Consider the following 20,302-nt stretch of genomic DNA (forward strand, 5'->3'; position numbering starts at 1 on the left):
TCTATGACAGACAAAGTGAACCTCACGGAAGCCCTCAAAAAATATTTCGGCTTCGACAAGTTCAAGGGCGATCAGGAAGCGATAATACGCAATGTGCTGGCCGGCAACGACACGTTCGTGCTGATGCCGACAGGCGGCGGCAAGTCGTTGTGCTACCAGTTGCCGTCGCTTCTGATGGAAGGGACGGCAATAGTGATATCGCCGCTGATAGCGCTTATGAAAAACCAGGTTGACGTCATCACCAACATAAGCGAGTCGAGCGGAATAGCACACTACCTGAACTCCTCGCTCAACAAGGCGGCGACAGACCGGGTGAAAACCGACATGAAAGCAGGACGAACCAAACTGCTGTACGTGGCGCCGGAATCACTGACAAAAGAGGACAACGTGGAGTTTCTGAAAACCGTAAAGATATCTTTTTACGCCATAGACGAGGCACACTGCATATCGGAGTGGGGACACGATTTCCGCCCCGAGTACCGGAGGATACGACCGATAATCACTGAGATAGGAACGGCACCCGTAATCGCCCTTACGGCCACAGCCACAGACAAAGTGCGAACGGACATAAAGAAAAATCTGGGAATAACGGATGCCAGGGAATTCAAAAGCTCGTTCAACCGCCCCAATCTTTACTACGAAGTAAGGCCGAAAACCAAGGAGGTGGACAAGGACATCATCAAGTTTATCAAGCAGCATCACGGCAAGAGCGGCATCATCTATTGCCTGTCACGCAAGAAAGTGGAAGAGCTGGCAGCCATATTATGCGCCAACGAAATAAAGGCCGCGCCTTACCACGCAGGCCTCGACTCGTCAAAACGCTCACAGACACAGGACGACTTTCTGATGGAAAAGATAGACGTGATAGTGGCCACGATTGCGTTCGGAATGGGAATAGACAAGCCCGACGTGCGGTTCGTGGTGCATTACGACATCCCTAAGAGCCTTGAAGGATACTACCAGGAGACCGGACGGGCCGGAAGAGACGGAGGAGAAGGCCGGTGCATTACGTTCTACTCGAACAAGGATCTGCAGAAACTCGACAAGTTCATGGAGGGCAAACCGGTGGCGGAGCAAGACATCGGCCGCCAGCTGCTGCAAGAGACAGCCGGATATGCCGAGACTTCCGTATGCCGCAGAAAGATGCTGTTGCACTACTTCGGCGAAGATTATGACAAGGAAAACTGCGGAAACTGCGATAACTGCCTGCATCCGAAAAAGAAAATTCAGGCCGACAACCAGCTTGTCACGGCACTGAAAGCGATCCTTGCAATCAAAGAAAACTTCAGGCCGGACTACGTCACCGACTTCATCACCGGGCGGGAAACCGACGAGATAACAGCGCACAAGCATCATGAGCTGGACGAGTTCGGATCCGGCGAGGACGACGACCCGAAGATATGGGCTCCGCTTCTCAGTCAGGCACAGATTGCCGGATACATAAAGAAAGACGTGGAGAACTACGGCCTGCTCAAAATCACGGCCGCCGGAAGAAAGTTTATCAAGTCACCGCAACCGTTCATGATCGTGAAAGACAATGAGTTTGGCGACGAGGACGAAGTGACCGCCGATCACGACGGAGGGACAAGCGCTCTCGACCCGACACTGAACGCCATGCTGAAAGACCTCAGAAAGAAAGTCTCCAAGAAAATGGAACGTCCTCCTTACGTGATATTCCAAGACGTATCGCTCGAACAGATGGCCACGGACTATCCCGTGACACTCGACGAGCTGAAAAACATCCAAGGCGTAGGTGAAGGCAAGGTGAAGCAACCGTATGCGGCTGAGTTTGTCAAACTCATAAAACGCTATTGCGAAGAGAACGATATAGTGAGACAGGCCGATCTCCGTGTGCGCACCGTAGCGAAGAAGTCAATGCTGAAAGTAAGCATCATCCAAAGCATAGACAGACAGATAGCGCTCGACGACATAGCAAACGCAAAAGGCATAGAATTCGGCGACCTGCTCACGGAAGTGGAGGCCATAGTATACTCTGGCACCAAACTTGACATCGACTACTTCCTTGAAGAGGTGATAGACGAAGACAACATTGATGAGATATACGAGTATTTCCGCGAATCGGAAACGGATGACTTGCAGGCCGCCATGGACGAACTCGGAGAAGACTACCCGGAAGACGAAATCCGACTCGTACGCATCAAGTTCATCTCCGAAATGGCAAATTAGACCGTCGGCATCACGTCACGTATCCATATAATGTGCAACGGCACGGCAAAGAAAAAAAACTTGTAAGATAAAAGTCACGGATTTAACACTTTGTTTTTTCGTGAAATAGAAATACAGAAACGATATACATCGCTATATACAATGCGACAGGCCGCTTTTCGCCAAATGGTGAAAAGCGGTTTTTTTGCGACGGGACTCCCGTTGGAATGCGTTTAGTTGCCAATTACGTTGCGTTTGGTATCCCGTTACGATGCAACGGGATACCAAACGCAACGCAACGAGGTGCTTATTGCGGAAAATAAGTACGGCAAACACAGGCGCTTTTTAGAATTAATCCGGCACATCAAACCTAACATGCTAAAACACAAGCGATTACACAAACACCCCATAATCCGCGTATTTGCGGGCACTTGACTTCTATTTTCAAAAAAACGAAATATGAGAGACCGTTTGTAATATTATTTCACAACCTTGCCCCATGCTGCGACCGCATAATGAGAACCTGTCGCTTATCCGGCCTATAATTGTTGTTAATAAATAAAGAAAATGCGGTAAATATATAAATATGTGAAAAAATTGTGCTAAATTTGCACGCAATAATTTTTAAAGCATAATAATATATGTCATCTTTTATTGCAGATAAAATCGTGATGGACGGCTTGACATACGACGACGTCCTGTTAATCCCCGCTTATTCAGAGGTACTGCCAAAAACGGTAGAGTTGCGAACACGGTTCTCCCGTAACATCGAACTGAACATACCTTTCGTAACCGCGGCGATGGACACCGTGACAGAGTCGCAGATGGCCATTGCCATTGCCCGTGAGGGAGGTATCGGAGTGATTCACAAGAACATGACGATAGAAGATCAGGCCCGTCACGTGGCGATAGTGAAACGTGCCGAGAACGGCATGATATATGACCCCGTGACGATACGCCGCGGCAAAACAGTGAAAGACGCACTCGACATGATGGCCGAGTTCCACATCGGCGGCATACCTGTGGTAGACGAAGACAACAGGCTGGTGGGCATCGTGACCAACCGCGACCTGCGCTTTGAGCGCCATCTCGACAGGAAAATCGACGAGGTGATGACATGCGAGAATCTCGTGACCACCACGCAGCAGGCCGACCTGACCGCCGCAGCCCAAATTCTGCAAGAGAACAAGATAGAGAAACTGCCCGTAGTGGACAAGGACAACCACCTGGTCGGCCTCATCACATATAAAGACATAACCAAGGCAAAGGACAAGCCGATGGCCTGCAAGGACAGCAAGGGCCGCCTGCGCGTGGCAGCCGGCGTGGGTGTTACCGCCGACACGCTCGAACGCATGCAGGCTCTCGTTGACGCGGGAGCGGACGCCATTGTGATAGACACGGCACACGGACACTCGAAATACGTGATAGAGAAGCTTGTCGAGGCAAAAAAATCGTTCCCGCAGGTAGACATCGTGGTGGGTAACGTAGCCACGGGAGAAGCCGCACGACTGCTCGTAGACAACGGGGCAGACGCAGTGAAAGTGGGCATCGGCCCCGGCTCGATATGCACCACACGCGTGGTGGCAGGCGTGGGAGTGCCGCAGCTAAGCGCCGTCTACGACGTATACAGCGCACTGAAAGGCACGGGAGTGCCCCTCATTGCCGACGGCGGACTGCGCTACTCGGGCGATGTGGTCAAGGCCCTGGCCGCCGGCGGAAGCTCGGTGATGATCGGTTCGCTCGTGGCCGGCACGGAAGAGAGTCCGGGAGAGACTATCATCTTCAACGGACGCAAGTTCAAGAGCTACCGAGGCATGGGATCGCTCGAAGCCATGGAGCAGAAGAACGGCTCGAAAGACCGCTACTTCCAAGGCGACACCAAGGAAGCGAAAAAACTCGTTCCTGAGGGTATCGCCGGGCGTGTACCCTACAAGGGGACGGTGCAGGAAGTGGTATACCAGATGGTGGGCGGACTACGCTCGGGCATGGGATACTGCGGAGCACAGAGCATAGAGAAACTGCACGACGCCAAATTCACACGAATAACAAACGCGGGAGTGATGGAAAGCCATCCGCACGACATCGCAATCACAAGCGAAGCTCCGAACTACTCGCGGCCTAACGACTAATATCAAGCATGAGAAAGATTAAATCGCTGATTGCCGCCGCGCTCATAGCGCAAAGTACGGCTTTCGCACAGAGCGACCCTACTGTGATGACGGTAAACGGACAACCGGTATCTCGCTCCGAATTCGAATATTCATATAATAAAAACAATACCGGAGGAGTGATAGACAAGAAGACTGTAGAAGAATATGTCGACTTGTTTGTCAACTACAAGCTCAAAGTGGCGGCCGCCCTCGACGCACGGCTCGACACGCTTACATCGTTCAAGAAAGAGTTTGCCCAATACCGCGACCAGCAGGTACGCCCCACACTAATCACAGACAATGACGTGGAGCAGGAGGCGAGGAAGATATACACGACGACGAAAGAAAGCATCGGCGAGCAAGGGCTGATACGCCCGGCACACATATTCCTGATGCTCGGTCAGAAAGCCCCGCAGGAAGACATAGCGAAGGCGAAGACACGGATAGACTCGATATACGCCGCATTGAAAGCCGGAGCCGACTTCGGCGAACTGGCACGGCAACTCTCACAAGACCCAGGCTCGGCGCGTAACGGCGGCGAACTGCCGTGGATAAGCAGGAACCAGACACTCAAAGAATTTGAGGACGTGGCTTTCAAGCTGAACGCCGGAGAGATGAGCGAGCCGTTCATGTCGCCCGCAGGCTATCATATAGTGTTGCTGAAAGAGCGCAAGCAGCTCGAGCCTTACGACTCGCTGCGCACAAGCATCATGGCATACATCGAGCAACGCAAGCTGCGCGAGGGAATAATCAACCGCAAACTCGACACGCTCGCCACACAAGCCGACATATCGAAAGAGGAATACATGACACGCAGAGCCGACTCACTGAGAGCAGCCGACCCCGAGATGGACAACCTGATAAAGGAATACCACGACGGACTGCTGCTCTACGAGATAAGCAACCGGCATGTATGGGAGAAGGCCGCAAAAGACGAAGCGGGCCTGAAAGCATATTTCAAGAAGAACAAAAGCAAGTATGCCTGGAACACTCCGAGATTTAAAGGCATGGCCTATCACGTGAAAACAAAGGACGATATAAAGGCTGTGAAAAACAGCGTTAAGAAAATTCCTTTCACAGACTGGGCGGATACGCTGCGCAAGACGTTCAACAACGACTCCACGATACGCATCCGTGTGGAGAAAGGCATATTCAAGAAAGGAGACAACACGCTTGTAGACCGTGACGTATTCAAGCAGAAAGTGAAAACGACCCCAATGAAAGACTATCCTTTCGACGCCACATACGGCAAGATTTTGAAGAAAGGACCGGAAGAGTACACCGATGTGAAAGGTCTCGTCACGGCCGACTATCAGGACATGCTGGAAAAGGAATGGGTGAAAGAGCTGCGCAAGAAATACACAGTGACAGTTGACAAGGAAGTGTTGAAGACCGTAAATAACCATTAATCGGATTCTGATGAAGAGAACAAAGAATATCTGCCGCATGGCACTCGCGATATTGCCGGTGGCCGCAATGACGGCAACGGCACAGGTAAACGGCGGTGATGACGGACAGGACAACAGGAAAGGTGTCATTGACGAGGTTGTATGGGTGGTCGGAGACGAGGCCATCCTCAGATCGGACGTGGAGACCATGAGGCAACAGATGCAAGAAGAGGGAACACGCTGGACAAGAGATCCCGACTGCATGGTGCCCGAACAGCTTGCTGTTCAGAAACTGTTTCTTCATCAGGCGGCGATAGACAGTATCGAGGTTACGGAGTCGGAGATATCCGCCTCGATAGACCGGTATATCGAATATTGGATTAGCGAGATCGGCTCTCGTGAGAAGTTGGAGGAATACAAGAAAGCAAGCATCACCCAACTGAGAGCAGAGATGCACGACCCATGCCGCGACAGGCTGATCATCGAGCGCATGAGAGAACATCTGGTGAAAGACATCAAGGTGTCGCCCGCCGAGGTTCGCCGCCATTTCAAAGATCTTCCGGCAGACAGCCTGCCGTTTGTCCCTACCGAGGTCGAGGTGCAGATAATCACCCACACACCGGAAATCGGACAAGAGGAAATCAACAGGATAAAGAACGAGCTGCGCGATTACACCGATCGCATAAACAAGGGGGAGTCTTCTTTCTCTACGCTCGCACGACTTTACTCCGAAGACCCGGGCAGTGCCAGACGCGGAGGAGAGCTTGACTACGCCGGCCGTAGCACATTCGACCCTGCGTTCGCCGCTGTGGCGTTCAACCTCACAGACCCGAAGAAAATATCGAAGATCGTGGAATCGGAATTCGGATACCACATAATACAGCTCATAGACAAGCGCGGAGACAAGATAAAGGTGCGCCACATATTGAGGAAACCGCAGGTATCGGACGATGCCGTGACAGCAGCCTTACACCGTCTGGACTCCATACGCACAGACATCAATGACAATAAGTTCACTTTCGAACTGGCTGCCTCGATGATTTCTGACGACAAGGATACACGAAGTAATCACGGCCTCATGGCCAACACAATGGAAAGGGGACATACTTCGAAATTCCGAATGCAAGATTTACCGCCTGAAATAGGACGTGTTGTCGACACGATGAAAATCGGAGACATATCCGCTCCGTTCCTGATGATAAACAAACGCGGCAAAACGATATGCGCGATAGTGAAGCTAAAAAAACGTATCGACGGTCACAAAGCCACCATCACGGAAGATTTTCAAGTAATGAAAAATCTTGTTCTTGCCAAACGAAGAGAACAGAAGATACGCGATTGGGTGACAAATAAGATAAAAACCACCTACGTAAGGGTAAACGACAAGTACAAGAACTGCGATTTTGAATATCAAGGTTGGATTAAATGACAATCAGAAAGACCGCATACAAACAGACAAACGGGCATAGAATCACATTAATAGTGGCTCTATGCCTGTTTGGACTATGCGCCGCCGGCTCGATGCACGGCTCTCAAGAACAGGTGCGCAAGAAGCAGGAAAACAGGGACAAGCGGCAGGAGAAAGCGGAAAAAGACCGTGTCTACCTCCTGCATGCCGACCAACTGCGGTATGACATGTATAAAAACCCCGAGGCGCAGATACTCACCGGCAACGTGGCTTTCCGCCACAACGGAGCCACAATGTACTGCGACAGCGCATATTTCTACGAAATGTCAAACTCGTTCAAGGCATTCGGGAACGTGAAGATGTACCAGGGAGACACACTCTCGCTGTTCAGCGAGTACGCCTACTATGACGGTAATGAGCAGATGGCTGAGGCCCGATATAACGTCGTGCTGAAAAACAGGAAGTCGACGCTGTACACCGACAGCCTCAACTACGACAGGCTGTACAACATCGGATATTTCTTCGACGGCGGAAAACTCGTTGATCAGGGAAACACACTCACCGCCGACTGGGGCGAATACCACACCGACAGCAAAGAGGCGATATTCAACTACGACGTGAAACTGAGAGGACAGAATTTTATCCTGACCTCAGACACATTATACTATAATACAAACACATCAATGGCTCATGCCGTCGGGCCGTCTAACATAACCTCGGGAGAAAGCAAGATATACACGGAAGACGGTTATTACGACACCAAACATGACAAATCGAAACTCTACGCACGCTCCGTGGTGACCAACAACGGCAAGACAATCATCGGAGACAGCGTGTATCACGACAGTAAGAGCGGTACGAACGAGGCTTTCCGGAATGTAGTTTACACAGATACCGTAAACAAAAACAGGCTGACCTGCGACTACTGTTTCTACAACGAGCAGACAGGCTACGGAATGGCGACCAAAAAAGCGGTGGCAATGGACTTCTCGCAAAAAGATACCCTGTACATGCACGCCGACACATTCAAAATCTATACCTATAACATCAACACCGACTCTGTGTATCGCGTGGCACACGCATACAATAAAGTGCGGGCTTACAGAACTGACGTTCAGGCGGTATGCGACTCTCTGGTATACAACAGCAAGGACTCTTGCATGACAATGTACCGAGACCCCATCGTATGGAACGTAAACCAGCAGTTGCTCGGCGAGATGATAAAAGTATATATGAAAGACTCCACCATCAACAGGGCACACGTAATCAACCAGGCGCTCTCGGTGGAACAAATGCATGATTCGGTTCATTTCAACCAGCTGGCATCGACAGAAATGTTCGCATACTTCAACAACGGCGAGATATACGAGGCCGAAGCGATAGACAATGTGCTGGCAATATATCACCCGATAGACGACAGTGACAGCTCGCTGATAGCCATGAACTACATGGAAACGACCAAAATAAGGATGTTTCTCGAAAACAGAAGACTCAAAAGGATATGGGCGCCGAAAGCCAACGGGGTGTTCTATCCAATGACCCAGATACCGCCCGACAAAAAATATCTGCCCAACTACGCATGGTTTGACTACATACGGCCGCTCGACAAAGATGATATCTTCAACTGGCGGAGCAAGAAGGCAGGAACGGAACTGAAAGAAGTGAAACGCCGCGAAGCGCCAGTGCCGAAACTTCCTGACACAGGCAGAAGCGGAAACATCAGGCCAAACGAGGAAAACAAAAAGACAAACAATGCACAAGGCATTGACGGCAACGGACAAGAGCCTATACCCTCAGGTGCGACAGGCCCAATGGATGACGGTGATAAAATGCCGGCAGAACAAACAAGCACAACAAAAGAACAATAAAAACACAACGGAGAAAAACCCCGGCAATACGTGAATGGTTGTTAAATGACTTTGTTTTACTCACCGCGCCCGCGCCGCTTCAACCACAGGCTGATATATTCCGACGAACGAAAAGAGCGGTTCAAAAAGATTGAAGAGCGCGCAAAACACGAATCCGGCATGCCCGACGACGAACATCGCGCACCGGAATACATCCGGGAAGCATTCTCGGGAGCCACAAAACATGTGCGACGCCAAAAAGAAAAAAGAGACAAAGCCATCCTCACCACACAATGGTTCACATCCACAGTTGCCATAGCCGCACTGCTTTTATTTGCCTATTGGTTGCTGACGGGGAGGTTTCCTATATAAATACAGACCACTTTCAGACTATGAGCGATGTAATACAACTGCTGCCAGACTCGGTAGCCAACCAGATAGCGGCCGGAGAAGTGATCCAGCGGCCGGCCTCCGTAATAAAAGAACTCGTGGAAAATGCCGTCGACGCGGGAGCACACTGCATCAAGGTGCTTGTGACAGATGCCGGCAGGACATCTATACAGGTCATAGACGATGGACGCGGAATGACCGACACAGATGCCAGACTGGCGTTCGAACGCCATGCCACATCGAAAATACGGAAGGCCGACGACCTCTTCGCACTCCACACGATGGGATTCAGGGGCGAAGCCCTTGCCTCCATTGCCGCCGTGGCAAAGGTCGAACTGAAAACCCGGCTCGAAGGAAACGAGATCGGTACAAGCATATCCATCGCCGGAAGCAAAGTGATGAGCCAGGAACCGGTATCATGTCCCGTGGGCAGCAATTTCACTGTTGAGAACCTGTTCTACAATGTGCCGGCACGCCGGAAATTCCTTAAGACGAACGCCACCGAACTGAACAACATCATGACCGCATTCGAGCGGATAGTGCTCGTATATCCCGATATAAGTTTTATCATGTACAGCAACGGCAACGAACTTCTGAACCTACGTGCCGGAAGCCTGCACCAACGTATATCCGACGTGTTCGGAAAGCGGTTCAACCAGGATATACTGCCACTGAAAGTAGACACTGCCATGTGCCGCATCAGCGGCTTCGTGGGCAAACCCGAGGCGGCAAGACGCAAGGGCACGCACGAATACTTCTTCGTAAACGGCAGGTACATGAAACATCCTTACTTCCACAAGGCTGTGGCAAGTGCGTTCGACAGACTGGTGCCGATGGGCATGCACATACCCTACTTCATCTATTTCGACATCGATCCAGCCGACATTGATGTCAACATACATCCCACAAAGACCGAAATAAAATTCGAGAACGAACAGGCCGTATGGCAAATACTCACGGCCGCAGTAAAAGACGCGATAGGAAAATTCTGCGAAGTGCCGTCTATCGACTTCGACACAGAAGGCAAACCCGACATTCCGGTCTTCGACCCGTCTCAGACAGTGGCTCCGCCAACGACATCGCTCAACCCCACATACAATCCGTTCAGTCCGTCGCCCCGCCATGCTTCCGTACCAACCGGATGGCAACAACTGTATGACGAACCGGAACCCACGTTCGAGGAGATGGCAACGGCATGCCAGGCCGAACAACTGCCCATGTTCGACATGCCCGACACATCCAATGACGGCACTCCGTCGGGCGACATGATAATAGAAGAGAAATCGCCCGCGCACTATCAATACAAAGGCAAATACATCATGACAGCCGTCAAATCGGGCCTGATGGTAATTGACCAGCACCGCGCCGACATACGCATACGCTATGAGAGATACCTGTCTTCCATCCACTCCCGCACATCGGGGGGCACCCAAAAGATGCTCTTCCCCGAAATCATAAGGTTCTCCCCGTCGGAAGCCGTCATGCTGCGCAAAATCATTCCAGAGCTCACCGATATGGGATTTGACCTTGCCGACATGGGACACGACAGCTATGCCATCAACGGCGTGCCATCAGGCATAGACGGCCTCAACTTCACAACCCTGCTGGAAAGCATTGTCAGCGACGCGACCGAAAAGAGCGGCGACTCCGCCGACGAGATAAACAAATCGCTCGCACTGAGCATGGCACGCAGCACAGCCATACCGCAAGGACAGATTTTGGACAACAACGAAATGGAAAACGTGGTAAACGAACTGTTCGCATGTTCGAACGTGAACTACACCCCCGACGGGAAAGCCATAATAGGGATATTACCTCAAAAAGAGATAGAAAATCTGCTTAATTAACATTAAAATAAACATATATATCAGGCAGTTATTGAAAAAACAACAATTAAAAGCATAAAATATTGGAAAAATGTAATTTTTCTTCAAATTTGGTTGGCTGTTAAAAAATTATTATATACTTTTGCACTACAATTCACCAAAGCGCATAATTATTAAGTAATTAAATATAGGTATGAAAAAGTTATTAATCGCGCTGGCATTCGCCGGCATTTCCGTAGCCTCTATGGCTCAGGAGAATGAGACTGTACCGACAGAAAAATACAGTGTCGCTACAAATTCATTTTGGAGTAATTGGTTTGTTCAGGCTAATGTAGCCGGTTCCGCTTTCTATTGCGACGAGGAATTGGGTCTGAATCTGAACAAGAGTCCTTTCAAGGGTTTCCGCAACAACCTCGGTTTCTCGGTAGCCATCGGTAAATGGTTTACTCCGGGTCTCGGTCTTCGTACCAAGTTCAACGGTGTTTGGGGTCGCACAGTTATGGGCACAGACAAGAAAGACAACGCAAACAAATATTGGACATTGAACGAGCAGGTGCTCTTCAACCTGAGCAACATGCTCTGCGGTTACAGCGAGACACGCGTATGGAACTTCATTCCCTATATCGGTGGTGGTGTTGCCCGCAACATGAGCTATGACAGATATGCTATGGGTCTGAGCGCAGGTATCCTGAACACATTCCGTCTGACAGACAAACTCGCTGCCAACCTCGAATTCGGTTACGGCATATACGAGCCCGATTTCAGCGGAGTTAAAGGTGGCGGCTCTACAAGAGGCGGTATCAACAAGCTGAAGAACAAGGATCATCAGTTCACTGTTGAGGTCGGTTTGACATACAACCTCGGCAAAGCCAAATGGAACAAGACTCCTGACGTAGACGCTATCCACGCTCTCTCACAGGGTCAGATCGACGCTCTCAACGCCCAGCTCTCTGATTCTCAGAACGAGAACGCTAAGTTGAAGAACATGCTCAACGAGGCTAACCAGAAGGCCGCTGCCGCTGCACAGCAGGGTCAGACAGTTAAGGAAGTTGTCGCAGCTCCCGTTTCTGTATTCTTCAACATCGGCAAGTCTACCGTTGCATCTAAGAAAGACCTGCAAAACGTGAAGGAACTCGCTGAAGTTGCAAAGGCTAACGGTTCTAAGATTGTTGTTACAGGTTATGCAGACAGCAAGACCGGTAGCGCAGGATTCAACCAGAAGCTCAGCGAGAAACGTGCAAACACTGTTGTCAACGAACTTGTTAAGATGGGTGTAAACCGCGATAACATCGAGACTGTAGCAGCAGGTGGCGTAAACGTTCTTTCTCCTGTTTCTTACAACCGTCGTGCGACTGTTGTTCTGAAATAAATCAAAGGAACAGTTTTAAAATTCGATAATAAAAGGGTGATGAGATTTTTCTCATCACCCTTTTATCGTTTTTCGAACATTACCATTCGAATACACAAACCAAAAGTACATCTGAAGACAAGCCCGGCAAATCACCCTTACAGCAGGATGTATCCCGACAGAGCACTGTAAAAAAATGGATATTTCATATAAAATCGCAAAATAACAACAAAAATATTTGGAGGTTTCAAAAAAACACACTATCTTTGCAACCGCTTACAACAAGTAAGGGCGCTTAGCTCAGCTGGTTTAGAGCATCTGCCTTACAAGCAGAGGGTCGGGGGTTCGAATCCCTCAGCGCCCACAAAGCGATCCGCAATCATTGCCGATGATTGCGGATTATTCTTTTACGGCCATCCCGACAGAATTGCTTTACACAATAATTATGGATCAGCGGATTTTCCGGGTCAGTAGAAAATTAGTGGGGATAAAATTTTCATCCATTTTAAATTGCCCTGTCGATACTACACTTTTGCAAAATAAAAAAATGGCACAAATACAGGCAACCGCATACAACGTGATACACATATAAATGAAACTCCATGGTATGCAGCTCTCTTGCAGAAAGAATCTTTTATTATGATGTTGCCACAAACTATTGACAGATATCCAGATACCCATGGTAAATATAACGGACTTTTGTAAACATTACCGACAATATCGGCAAGTATGATTTATAAATACAAAAATAGCACGATCCTGTCAAAATAAATACACAACAGACGACACACATCTACCCTACTCATACTGAATGCCGCAGGCAGACATCACCTGGCATGCCATCACCGGCATCATCGCCACCTAAGCGTTCTCTTCGGCTGCCTCCTTGGCTCGCCGCTCCTCGTCTATCTCTTGAAAATCCTTCTTGCGCAGCTCGAAATCACGTCCGAGATATTTCTCTCTGACGATGCTGTTGGCCGCCAGTTCTTCCGGACTTCCTTGAAATAGTATCCGCCCCTCGAACAACAGATATGCCCTGTCGGTGATATTTAGCGTTTCCTGCACATTATGGTCTGTTATCAGAATGCCGATATTCCTGTATTTCAATTGCCATACGATATGCTGTATGTCTTCCACGGCAATCGGGTCTACACCCGCAAACGGTTCGTCGAGCATGATAAACTTAGGGTCAATAGCCAGGCAGCGCGCTATCTCGGTACGCCGCCGCTCACCTCCAGAAAGGCGGTCGCCTGTATTCTTACGTACCTTCTGCAAACGGAACTCCTTTATCAGACTTTCCAATTTAGCAAGTTGATAGTCTCTCGGCTTGCCCGTCATTTCGAGCACCGAAAGTATGTTGTCCTCCACCGACATCTTGCGGAATACGCTGGCTTCCTGCGCCAAATATCCTATACCTGCACGCGCCCGCTTATATACCGGATAGTCGGTTATATCGGTGTCATCAAGATATATGTGTCCCCCGTTCGGAACGATGAGTCCGGTAGTCATGTAGAAAGACGTGGTCTTTCCCGCACCGTTAGGTCCAAGCAACCCCACAATCTCGCCCTGCTTCACGTTTATAGACACATCGTTGACAACGGTGCGCTTGCCATATCGCTTGACGAGGCTTTCGGCACGTAGCGTCATGCCTCCTGCCGCGCCGTTAACGGTTTCCATATTCTTGCTGTCGTCCATAAGGCATATCGTATTTATCGCTGCAAAAATACATCAAAAAAGTGAGATACTGAATAAATCTCATAAAAAAGCGGAAAAAGATTTAGAAACGACGGCTTAGCGAACCGGCCTGCCATAGTTTTTCGTATCTTCGCATCATCTCCCTGTATCCGAAGCCGACGGCCGACATGCAGACAGGAGATAATGTCTAACTAATTTATGAAAGGATAACATTATGGACTATTCAAGAAAAACAACAATCGCGGACTACCCTGAAATGAACCAGGGCCTGCCCATCCAACAAGTGATAACGGATGGAGAGAACCCCACGGAGAAAGAAGTGAGGGACGCCGCAAGAGAAATGAGTGTAGACCCCGAAACCGACGACCGGGGATGACGCCCAATCTCTTTAAAATGATTTTGCCGGCAGGCGGTATTACTTCCGTCTGCCGGCAAAATTCGTAATACGGATGAAACGCACGTTAAATAGAATGTAATATCAGCCGTGAGATCCAAAAAACTTTTATCCAAAGTAGGGTTTTTAGAGTATTTTGGTTATTTTTGCAGACATAAAAATGATTGACAAATGCTATTGTTCAAATATCTAAACACATTGGGACGCTATCTCATGCTGATGGGACGCACATTCCAGCGGCCAGAGCGCATGCGTATGTTCTTCAAGGAGTATGTCAAGGAAATGTCGCAACTGGGAGTCAACTCCATCGGTATCGTTCTGCTCATATCGTTTTTCATCGGTGCCGTCATCTGCATACAGATGAAGCTAAACATACAAAGCCCTTGGATGCCGCGTTGGGTGACTGGGTATACCACACGTGAGATCATGCTGCTCGAATTCTCCTCGTCCATCATGTGTCTAATCCTCGCGGGAAAGGTCGGTTCCAACATAGCATCGGAAATCGGCACGATGAGGGTTACCCAACAGATAGACGCCCTTGACATAATGGGAGTAAACTCGGCGTGCTACCTCATACTGCCAAAGATTCTCGGTCTGATAACGATTATGCCCTTTCTCGTAATTTTCAGTTCGGCCACAGGTATACTCGGCGCATACGCTACGGCATACGTGGGGCATGTGCTCAGTCCTGAAGATCTGACACTCGGCCTGCAGCATTCTTTCAATTCCTGGTTCGTGTGGATGAGCATCATCAAAAGCATATTCTTCGCTTTTATCATATCGAGCGTACCGTCGTTTTTCGGCTATACGGTAGATGGCGGCTCGGTAAATGTGGGAAAGGCCAGCACGGATGCCGTGGTCAGCAGCAGCGTACTGATTCTCTGCTCAGACGTATTCCTCACCCAACTGCTGTCGTAAGCAGCGGAAGCAAGCACTGAAAAGACCGTCATAAAGCGGAAAGACATAGACAATAAAATAAGGAAAAGCCGGAAAATAATCAGTAAAACAGCGGAAAGAAATCCGCAAAGCACCGGTAAAGAAGCTTCCATCGGCAATCAAGCCAATTAAAATACATGCCAATGAGACCGCAATAAACCAGATGAAGAAAGCGAGGAGTTTGATATTTATGTGAATGCCGGATGCATAAGTAACGTGTAAAAAAGCAAAGAAGCTATAAACTATGATTGAAATAAAAAATCTCTGTAAGCAGTTTGAGGACAGACAGGTGTTAAAAGACATCAGTGCGGTGTTTGAAAACGGGAAGACAAACCTTATCATCGGACAGAGCGGAAGCGGAAAGACCGTACTGATGAAAAATCTCGTGGGTCTTCTCGACCCTACGAGCGGGGAAGTTTTGTATGACGGGCGCGACTTCGTGGCTATGTCTAAGAAAGAGAAGATCATGCTGCGCCGCGAGATGGGCATGATTTTCCAAAGTGCGGCATTATTTGACTCGCTAACCGTTCTGGAAAACGTAATGTTCCCACTCGACATGTTCTCGAACATGAACCTTAAAGAGAGAATCAAGCGCGCACGTACATGCCTCGACAGGGTAAACCTATCCGAGGCTGAAAACAAGTATCCGGGAGAGATTTCGGGAGGTATGCAAAAGCGCGTGGCGATAGCGAGAGCCATTGCGCTGAATCCCAAATACCTTTTCTGTGATGAACCGAATTCAGGACTCGACCCCAAGACATCGCTCGTGATAGACGACCTGCTGAGAGGCATTACGCAAGAATTTAACATCACGACAATCATAAATACACACGACATGAACTCGGTGATGGGCATCGGCGACAATATCCTATATATATATGAAGGCCGCAAGGAATGGCAGGGTCACAGTAAAGACATCATGGACTCTGACAATCAAAAACTCACGGATTTCATCTTTGCGAGCGATTTATTGAAAAAAATGCGTAAAGCGGTGACCGGCAGACAATAGTTTGACATACTGCCGAAACAACAGTAACGACCTTTACGCATATCTACAGGCAACAAGAAAAACACACCTGCACTCCTCTTGCTTCTGCAAAAGAAAATAAATAAAAGGCCAGATACTGTAAACATAATACAAATTATGAAGTATTTTTACATACTTGAATAACTTTTAAAATAAAAATCATTACCTTTGCCCATCAACTCTAATCAGGAATGAAAAGATTTTTTACTATTATCATATTAATATCTACTGCCATAATAGCCGTAAACGCACAAAGCAACCTGTATAAAATAGACGACAGGCTGTACGACATGTATAAGGAAGCCGAAGCCAATGTGCACAACGCCGAAGGTTTGAGGCTGAGTAAGAAAATGTTTGACGAAGCCGTAAAAAACGGAGATAAAAAAGCACAGTGTATCGCACTTGCGGTACAAGTAAAGCACTACGGCATAGACGCGAAAAACAAAAGCCTGTTTGACAAGACGGTGGAAAACATGAAACAGTTGGCCAAAGTTTTCGGATACACGCAATACTATTATTTCGCCCTGAGGATGGATATACTTCACGACATCGCGCAAAACAGGATGTTTCAGGCACTTCGGAAAGCGGAGACCATGCACAAGGAAGCCATCAGTGACAACAACAGTTACGGTATATATTACAGTTTGAAAAATCTCGGTAATATATACAGCCACCGCAGAAACAACAAACTGGCCCTCGAATCATTCAAAAAAGCGTTCGATTACCACGTGGCAAACCTGCCCGATCAGGATCTTGGCGATATAACAAGACCTTATACGGAATGTCTTATAAAAGAAAAATACTATTCGGAAGCTGAGAATATATGTACCCGAACCATTAAGGAAACCAAATCGGACGACAGCAAACTGCTGGCAATGTTCGACAGGGCAAAGATCTATTTTCTCCAAAAAGACAAGCGTAAGTTCGACAAGGAATACTCCAATATCACGGCACGGCAAAACAAGCTCACACTCGCCAAAAACTACACAGGCAAGGCAAACGAGTTGGAAGCATACAGGAACCTGCTCGAAGGAAATACGGATGAAGCCTTGAAATATGCCGAGAGAATATCAAGACCCGATGTAAAACTTAACATGCTTCTTGAAATAAGCAAGCAGAGAAACGACTGGAAACAGGCATACAAATACCATACGAGGCTGAACAGATTCAACGACTCGACATTCTACACCATACACGACAACGATATCGCCGAGATCAACGCGCAAATGGGATACGACAAGTTGCAGAACGAGAAGATGAAAGTGGAGATGCAAAACGCGATGTTCGAGCAACAAAGACTACAACAAAAGATTCTCGCAGAGAAAGAGCATGCTGAAAAACAAAAAATAATGCTTGAAAACGCAGAGTTGGAGGCTCAGAAGATGAAAGCCAACATCAGCATGCATGAAAGCGAGAAGGTGATGCACCAGATGTTCAACGAACAGCAGATAATGAAATTCGAGGCCGACAAAAACCGTACAAGGACGAAAGTTCTATTATCCGGTGTGGCCATAATGATACTTATCGTATTCATTATATATCTGTTAAACCGCAAGCGGCTGAGAGAAAAGACACTGAAAGTGCTGCAAGCTAAAAACAACGAGCTTGTAATAGCACGCAACGAGGCCGAAGCGGCAAACAACATGAAGACCAAGTTCATACAGAACATGAGCCATGAGATACGCACTCCGCTAAACAGCATAGTGGGATTCTCGCAACTTCTGTTACAACAGGAAATGGAACTTTCAGATAAAGAGAAAGCCAAATTCGGTGTCATCATAAACAACAACACGGAGCTGTTGATGACACTAATCAACGACATACTGAAAATATCTGAGTTGGAGAGCAACAACTACCAGTTGACATTCGCCAAGCACAAATGCAATGAGATGATGGCAATGGCAGTCAATACAGTGATACACCGTAAACCGGAGAACGTGAAACTGTATTTCACGTCGGAGGTAGACGATGATTATGAGTTTGTCACAGATGCGAAACGACTTGACCAAGTATTCATCAACATGCTCACAAACGCAGAGAAATACACTGAACAAGGCGAAATAAGATTGCACTGCTCCACAACAGAAAATCCAGGCAAGCTTACATTCTCTGTCACAGACACCGGAGTGGGCATTCCTCCGGAAGAAGCCGAGACCATATTCGACAGGTTCAAGAAACTCGATGACTTCAAGCAAGGAGTGGGTCTGGGCCTGAATATCTGCCGGTTAATCGCCGAAAAACTGTCGGGAGAAATATTTGTAGACACCGCCTATACCCAAGGGGCACGCTTCGTGCTTGTCCTTCCCACGGACATCCAACCTACAGCGATGCCAGCAAACTAACGAAAAGCACACCTATCGCATACGATAATAACCTATAATGGCACGGCAAGAAGCCGTGCCATTATAGGTTATTATCAATACCCGTTTCAATACAATACTTCTTTTTATATTAAATCATATTATTTCACTATGCGTAACCAAACCCTACATAACATATTGTAATAATGGTAAAAAGGCTACAGCATACAGAACTTTTATCCGTATATTTGCAATCGTTATCAACTAACAATTACATCATTATGAAAAAGAGATACACATATTTATTTTCGGCAGTATTGTCGCTGGCATGCGCCACTCCGTCTGAGGCATGCACCGGTATCACATTAAAGACAGCCGACGGCAACACCGTCGTGGCCCGCACGATAGAATGGAACGGCAATGACCTGAACAGCCGGCTTATAGTGGTGCCGAGAAAACACAAACAGAACGCAATAACACCGTCCGGAAAGAAAGAAGGTATGACAATCGAGGCCAAATACGGATACGTGGGCATGGCCGTCGAGATGGAGGAGTTTGTCGTTGAAGGCATAAACGAGGCCGGACTGTCGGCCGGACTGTTCTATTTCCCGAAATATGGTAAGTATGAACAATATGACCCGCGGCACAAATCAATGTCTGTCGGCGATCTTCAACTCGTGCCGTGGATCCTCGGCAACTTCAAGACCATCGATGAAATGAAAACAGCGATATCCAAAATACATATTGTAACGATAGACAGCAGAGCGTCTACAGCCCACTGGCGCATCATAGACAGCAGCGGACGTCAGGTCGTTCTGGAAATAACCGACGGCAAACCTGCATTCCATGAAAACACACTCGGTGTGCTGACAAACGCGCCCGGCTTCGAGTGGCACATGACAAATCTCAACAACTACATCAATCTGTTTCCCGGCACGGTAAAATCAAAGTATCTCGGCGAGACGGAACTGAACTCCACAGGAGCCGGAAGCGGTCTTCTCGGACTTCCGGGAGATTTCACACCGCCTTCACGCTTCATCAGGGCCGCATACTTCCAGACCACAGCGCCAAGACAAGCGACAGCGGAAAAGACAATAACACAATGCTTCCACATATTAAACAACTTTGATGTGCCGATAGGAACTGAAAGCGCACACAACGTCACACCGCCGGATATTCCAAGCGCCACACAGTGGACCGCAGCAACAGACATCAGCGGGCGAAAGATATACTACCGCACGATGTACAACAGCGACATACGTTGTATCGACCTCAACAAGATTGATTTCGTCAAAACAAAATATCACTCTGCGCCTCTCGACAAGCATAAAGAACAGCATTTTTTCACGGTTGACATAAGATAAACCAATCGAATACGCATGAATAAACAAAGCCACGGAGATAGAGAGGGAAGCGTTCTACGCCCA

The 20,302-nt window shown here is 48.3% G+C and carries 14 protein-coding genes and 1 tRNA gene; 14 read left to right on the forward strand and 1 reads right to left on the reverse strand.

Translation table 11 applies throughout. From position 1 onward, the window contains the following. The first annotated feature begins 3 nt into the window (after positions 1-3). The 9 genes from recQ (at position 4) to HPS53_RS07905 (ending at position 12,887) form a co-directional block, all read left to right on the forward strand. The gene (recQ, locus tag HPS53_RS07865) at positions 4-2,187 is read left to right on the forward strand and encodes a DNA helicase RecQ (protein WP_104369180.1); all 2,184 of its coding nucleotides are present in this window, start codon (positions 4-6) and stop codon (positions 2,185-2,187) included. A gap of 620 nt (positions 2,188-2,807) precedes the next feature. Further along, positions 2,808-4,295, forward strand: coding sequence for an IMP dehydrogenase (gene guaB, locus HPS53_RS07870; protein ID WP_172205511.1), 1,488 nt, complete (start codon positions 2,808-2,810; stop codon positions 4,293-4,295). 8 nt (positions 4,296-4,303) lie between these two features. After that, positions 4,304-5,725: a peptidylprolyl isomerase gene (locus HPS53_RS07875; protein WP_104369178.1), complete on the forward strand. Its 1,422-nt coding sequence runs from the start codon at positions 4,304-4,306 to the stop codon at positions 5,723-5,725. Positions 5,726-5,735: 10 nt separating this feature from the next. Further along, a complete protein-coding gene (locus tag HPS53_RS07880) occupies positions 5,736-7,133 on the forward strand; it encodes a peptidylprolyl isomerase (protein WP_371741810.1) in 1,398 nt (465 codons plus the stop codon). Further along, entirely contained in the window at positions 7,130-8,980 is a 1,851-nt protein-coding gene (locus HPS53_RS07885; RefSeq protein ID WP_172205512.1) for an OstA-like protein, read from the forward strand. The genes HPS53_RS07880 and HPS53_RS07885 overlap by 4 nt, the downstream gene beginning before the upstream one ends. A gap of 45 nt (positions 8,981-9,025) precedes the next feature. Continuing rightward, the gene (locus HPS53_RS07890) at positions 9,026-9,331 is read left to right on the forward strand and encodes a hypothetical protein (protein WP_104369176.1); all 306 of its coding nucleotides are present in this window, start codon (positions 9,026-9,028) and stop codon (positions 9,329-9,331) included. Between the two features lie 20 nt (positions 9,332-9,351). Then, a complete protein-coding gene (gene mutL, locus HPS53_RS07895; RefSeq protein WP_104369175.1) occupies positions 9,352-11,196 on the forward strand; it encodes a DNA mismatch repair endonuclease MutL in 1,845 nt (614 codons plus the stop codon). 172 nt (positions 11,197-11,368) lie between these two features. Then, positions 11,369-12,544 carry an OmpA family protein gene (locus tag HPS53_RS07900; RefSeq protein WP_172205514.1) on the forward strand — a complete coding sequence of 392 codons (1,176 nt, stop codon included), beginning with the start codon at positions 11,369-11,371 and terminating at the stop codon, positions 12,542-12,544. Positions 12,545-12,812: 268 nt separating this feature from the next. Continuing rightward, positions 12,813-12,887, forward strand: a tRNA-Val gene (locus HPS53_RS07905). A gap of 497 nt (positions 12,888-13,384) precedes the next feature. Here HPS53_RS07905 and lptB read toward each other — a convergent pair. Beyond that, positions 13,385-14,218 (reverse strand): LPS export ABC transporter ATP-binding protein, encoded by an 834-nt coding sequence (gene lptB / locus HPS53_RS07910; RefSeq protein ID WP_233210205.1) that lies wholly within the window; start codon positions 14,216-14,218, stop codon positions 13,385-13,387. Between the two features lie 214 nt (positions 14,219-14,432). On the opposite strand from lptB, the gene HPS53_RS07915 reads away from it, so the two are divergent. From HPS53_RS07915 to HPS53_RS07935, 5 genes are all read left to right on the forward strand, one after another. Further along, complete coding sequence (locus HPS53_RS07915; RefSeq protein ID WP_158249578.1) at positions 14,433-14,594, forward strand: hypothetical protein; 162 nt, start codon at positions 14,433-14,435, stop codon at positions 14,592-14,594. Positions 14,595-14,783: 189 nt separating this feature from the next. Continuing rightward, a complete protein-coding gene (locus tag HPS53_RS07920) occupies positions 14,784-15,530 on the forward strand; it encodes an ABC transporter permease (protein WP_104369469.1) in 747 nt (248 codons plus the stop codon). Positions 15,531-15,792: 262 nt separating this feature from the next. Next, positions 15,793-16,557 (forward strand): ABC transporter ATP-binding protein, encoded by a 765-nt coding sequence (locus HPS53_RS07925; protein WP_172205516.1) that lies wholly within the window; start codon positions 15,793-15,795, stop codon positions 16,555-16,557. 209 nt (positions 16,558-16,766) lie between these two features. After that, complete coding sequence (locus tag HPS53_RS07930; RefSeq protein ID WP_253942846.1) at positions 16,767-18,917, forward strand: sensor histidine kinase KdpD; 2,151 nt, start codon at positions 16,767-16,769, stop codon at positions 18,915-18,917. A 239-nt stretch (positions 18,918-19,156) separates the two neighbouring features. Next, positions 19,157-20,239, forward strand: a complete 1,083-nt coding sequence (locus tag HPS53_RS07935) for a linear amide C-N hydrolase (RefSeq protein ID WP_172205518.1) — start codon at positions 19,157-19,159, stop codon at positions 20,237-20,239. Positions 20,240-20,302 lie beyond the last annotated feature (63 nt).

The sequence above is a fragment of the Prevotella sp. PTAC genome (assembly GCF_013166535.1).
Lineage (GTDB): Bacteria > Bacteroidota > Bacteroidia > Bacteroidales > Bacteroidaceae > Prevotella.

Bases quoted from the DNA above. Each gene is read 5' to 3' on its own strand.
- HPS53_RS07915 (WP_158249578.1), top strand. From the start codon at position 14,433: ATGGACTATTCAAGAAAAACAACAATCGCGGACTACCCTGAAATGAAC.
- HPS53_RS07920 (WP_104369469.1), top strand. From the start codon at position 14,784: ATGCTATTGTTCAAATATCTAAACACATTGGGACGCTATCTCATGCTG.
- HPS53_RS07925 (WP_172205516.1), top strand. From the start codon at position 15,793: ATGATTGAAATAAAAAATCTCTGTAAGCAGTTTGAGGACAGACAGGTG.
- HPS53_RS07930 (WP_253942846.1), top strand. From the start codon at position 16,767: ATGAAAAGATTTTTTACTATTATCATATTAATATCTACTGCCATAATA.
- HPS53_RS07890 (WP_104369176.1), top strand. From the start codon at position 9,026: ATGACTTTGTTTTACTCACCGCGCCCGCGCCGCTTCAACCACAGGCTG.
- HPS53_RS07885 (WP_172205512.1), top strand. From the start codon at position 7,130: ATGACAATCAGAAAGACCGCATACAAACAGACAAACGGGCATAGAATC.
- recQ (WP_104369180.1), top strand. From the start codon at position 4: ATGACAGACAAAGTGAACCTCACGGAAGCCCTCAAAAAATATTTCGGC.
- mutL (WP_104369175.1), top strand. From the start codon at position 9,352: ATGAGCGATGTAATACAACTGCTGCCAGACTCGGTAGCCAACCAGATA.
- guaB (WP_172205511.1), top strand. From the start codon at position 2,808: ATGTCATCTTTTATTGCAGATAAAATCGTGATGGACGGCTTGACATAC.
- HPS53_RS07935 (WP_172205518.1), top strand. From the start codon at position 19,157: ATGAAAAAGAGATACACATATTTATTTTCGGCAGTATTGTCGCTGGCA.
- HPS53_RS07900 (WP_172205514.1), top strand. From the start codon at position 11,369: ATGAAAAAGTTATTAATCGCGCTGGCATTCGCCGGCATTTCCGTAGCC.
- HPS53_RS07875 (WP_104369178.1), top strand. From the start codon at position 4,304: ATGAGAAAGATTAAATCGCTGATTGCCGCCGCGCTCATAGCGCAAAGT.
- lptB (WP_233210205.1), bottom strand. From the start codon at position 14,218: ATGGACGACAGCAAGAATATGGAAACCGTTAACGGCGCGGCAGGAGGC.
- HPS53_RS07880 (WP_371741810.1), top strand. From the start codon at position 5,736: ATGAAGAGAACAAAGAATATCTGCCGCATGGCACTCGCGATATTGCCG.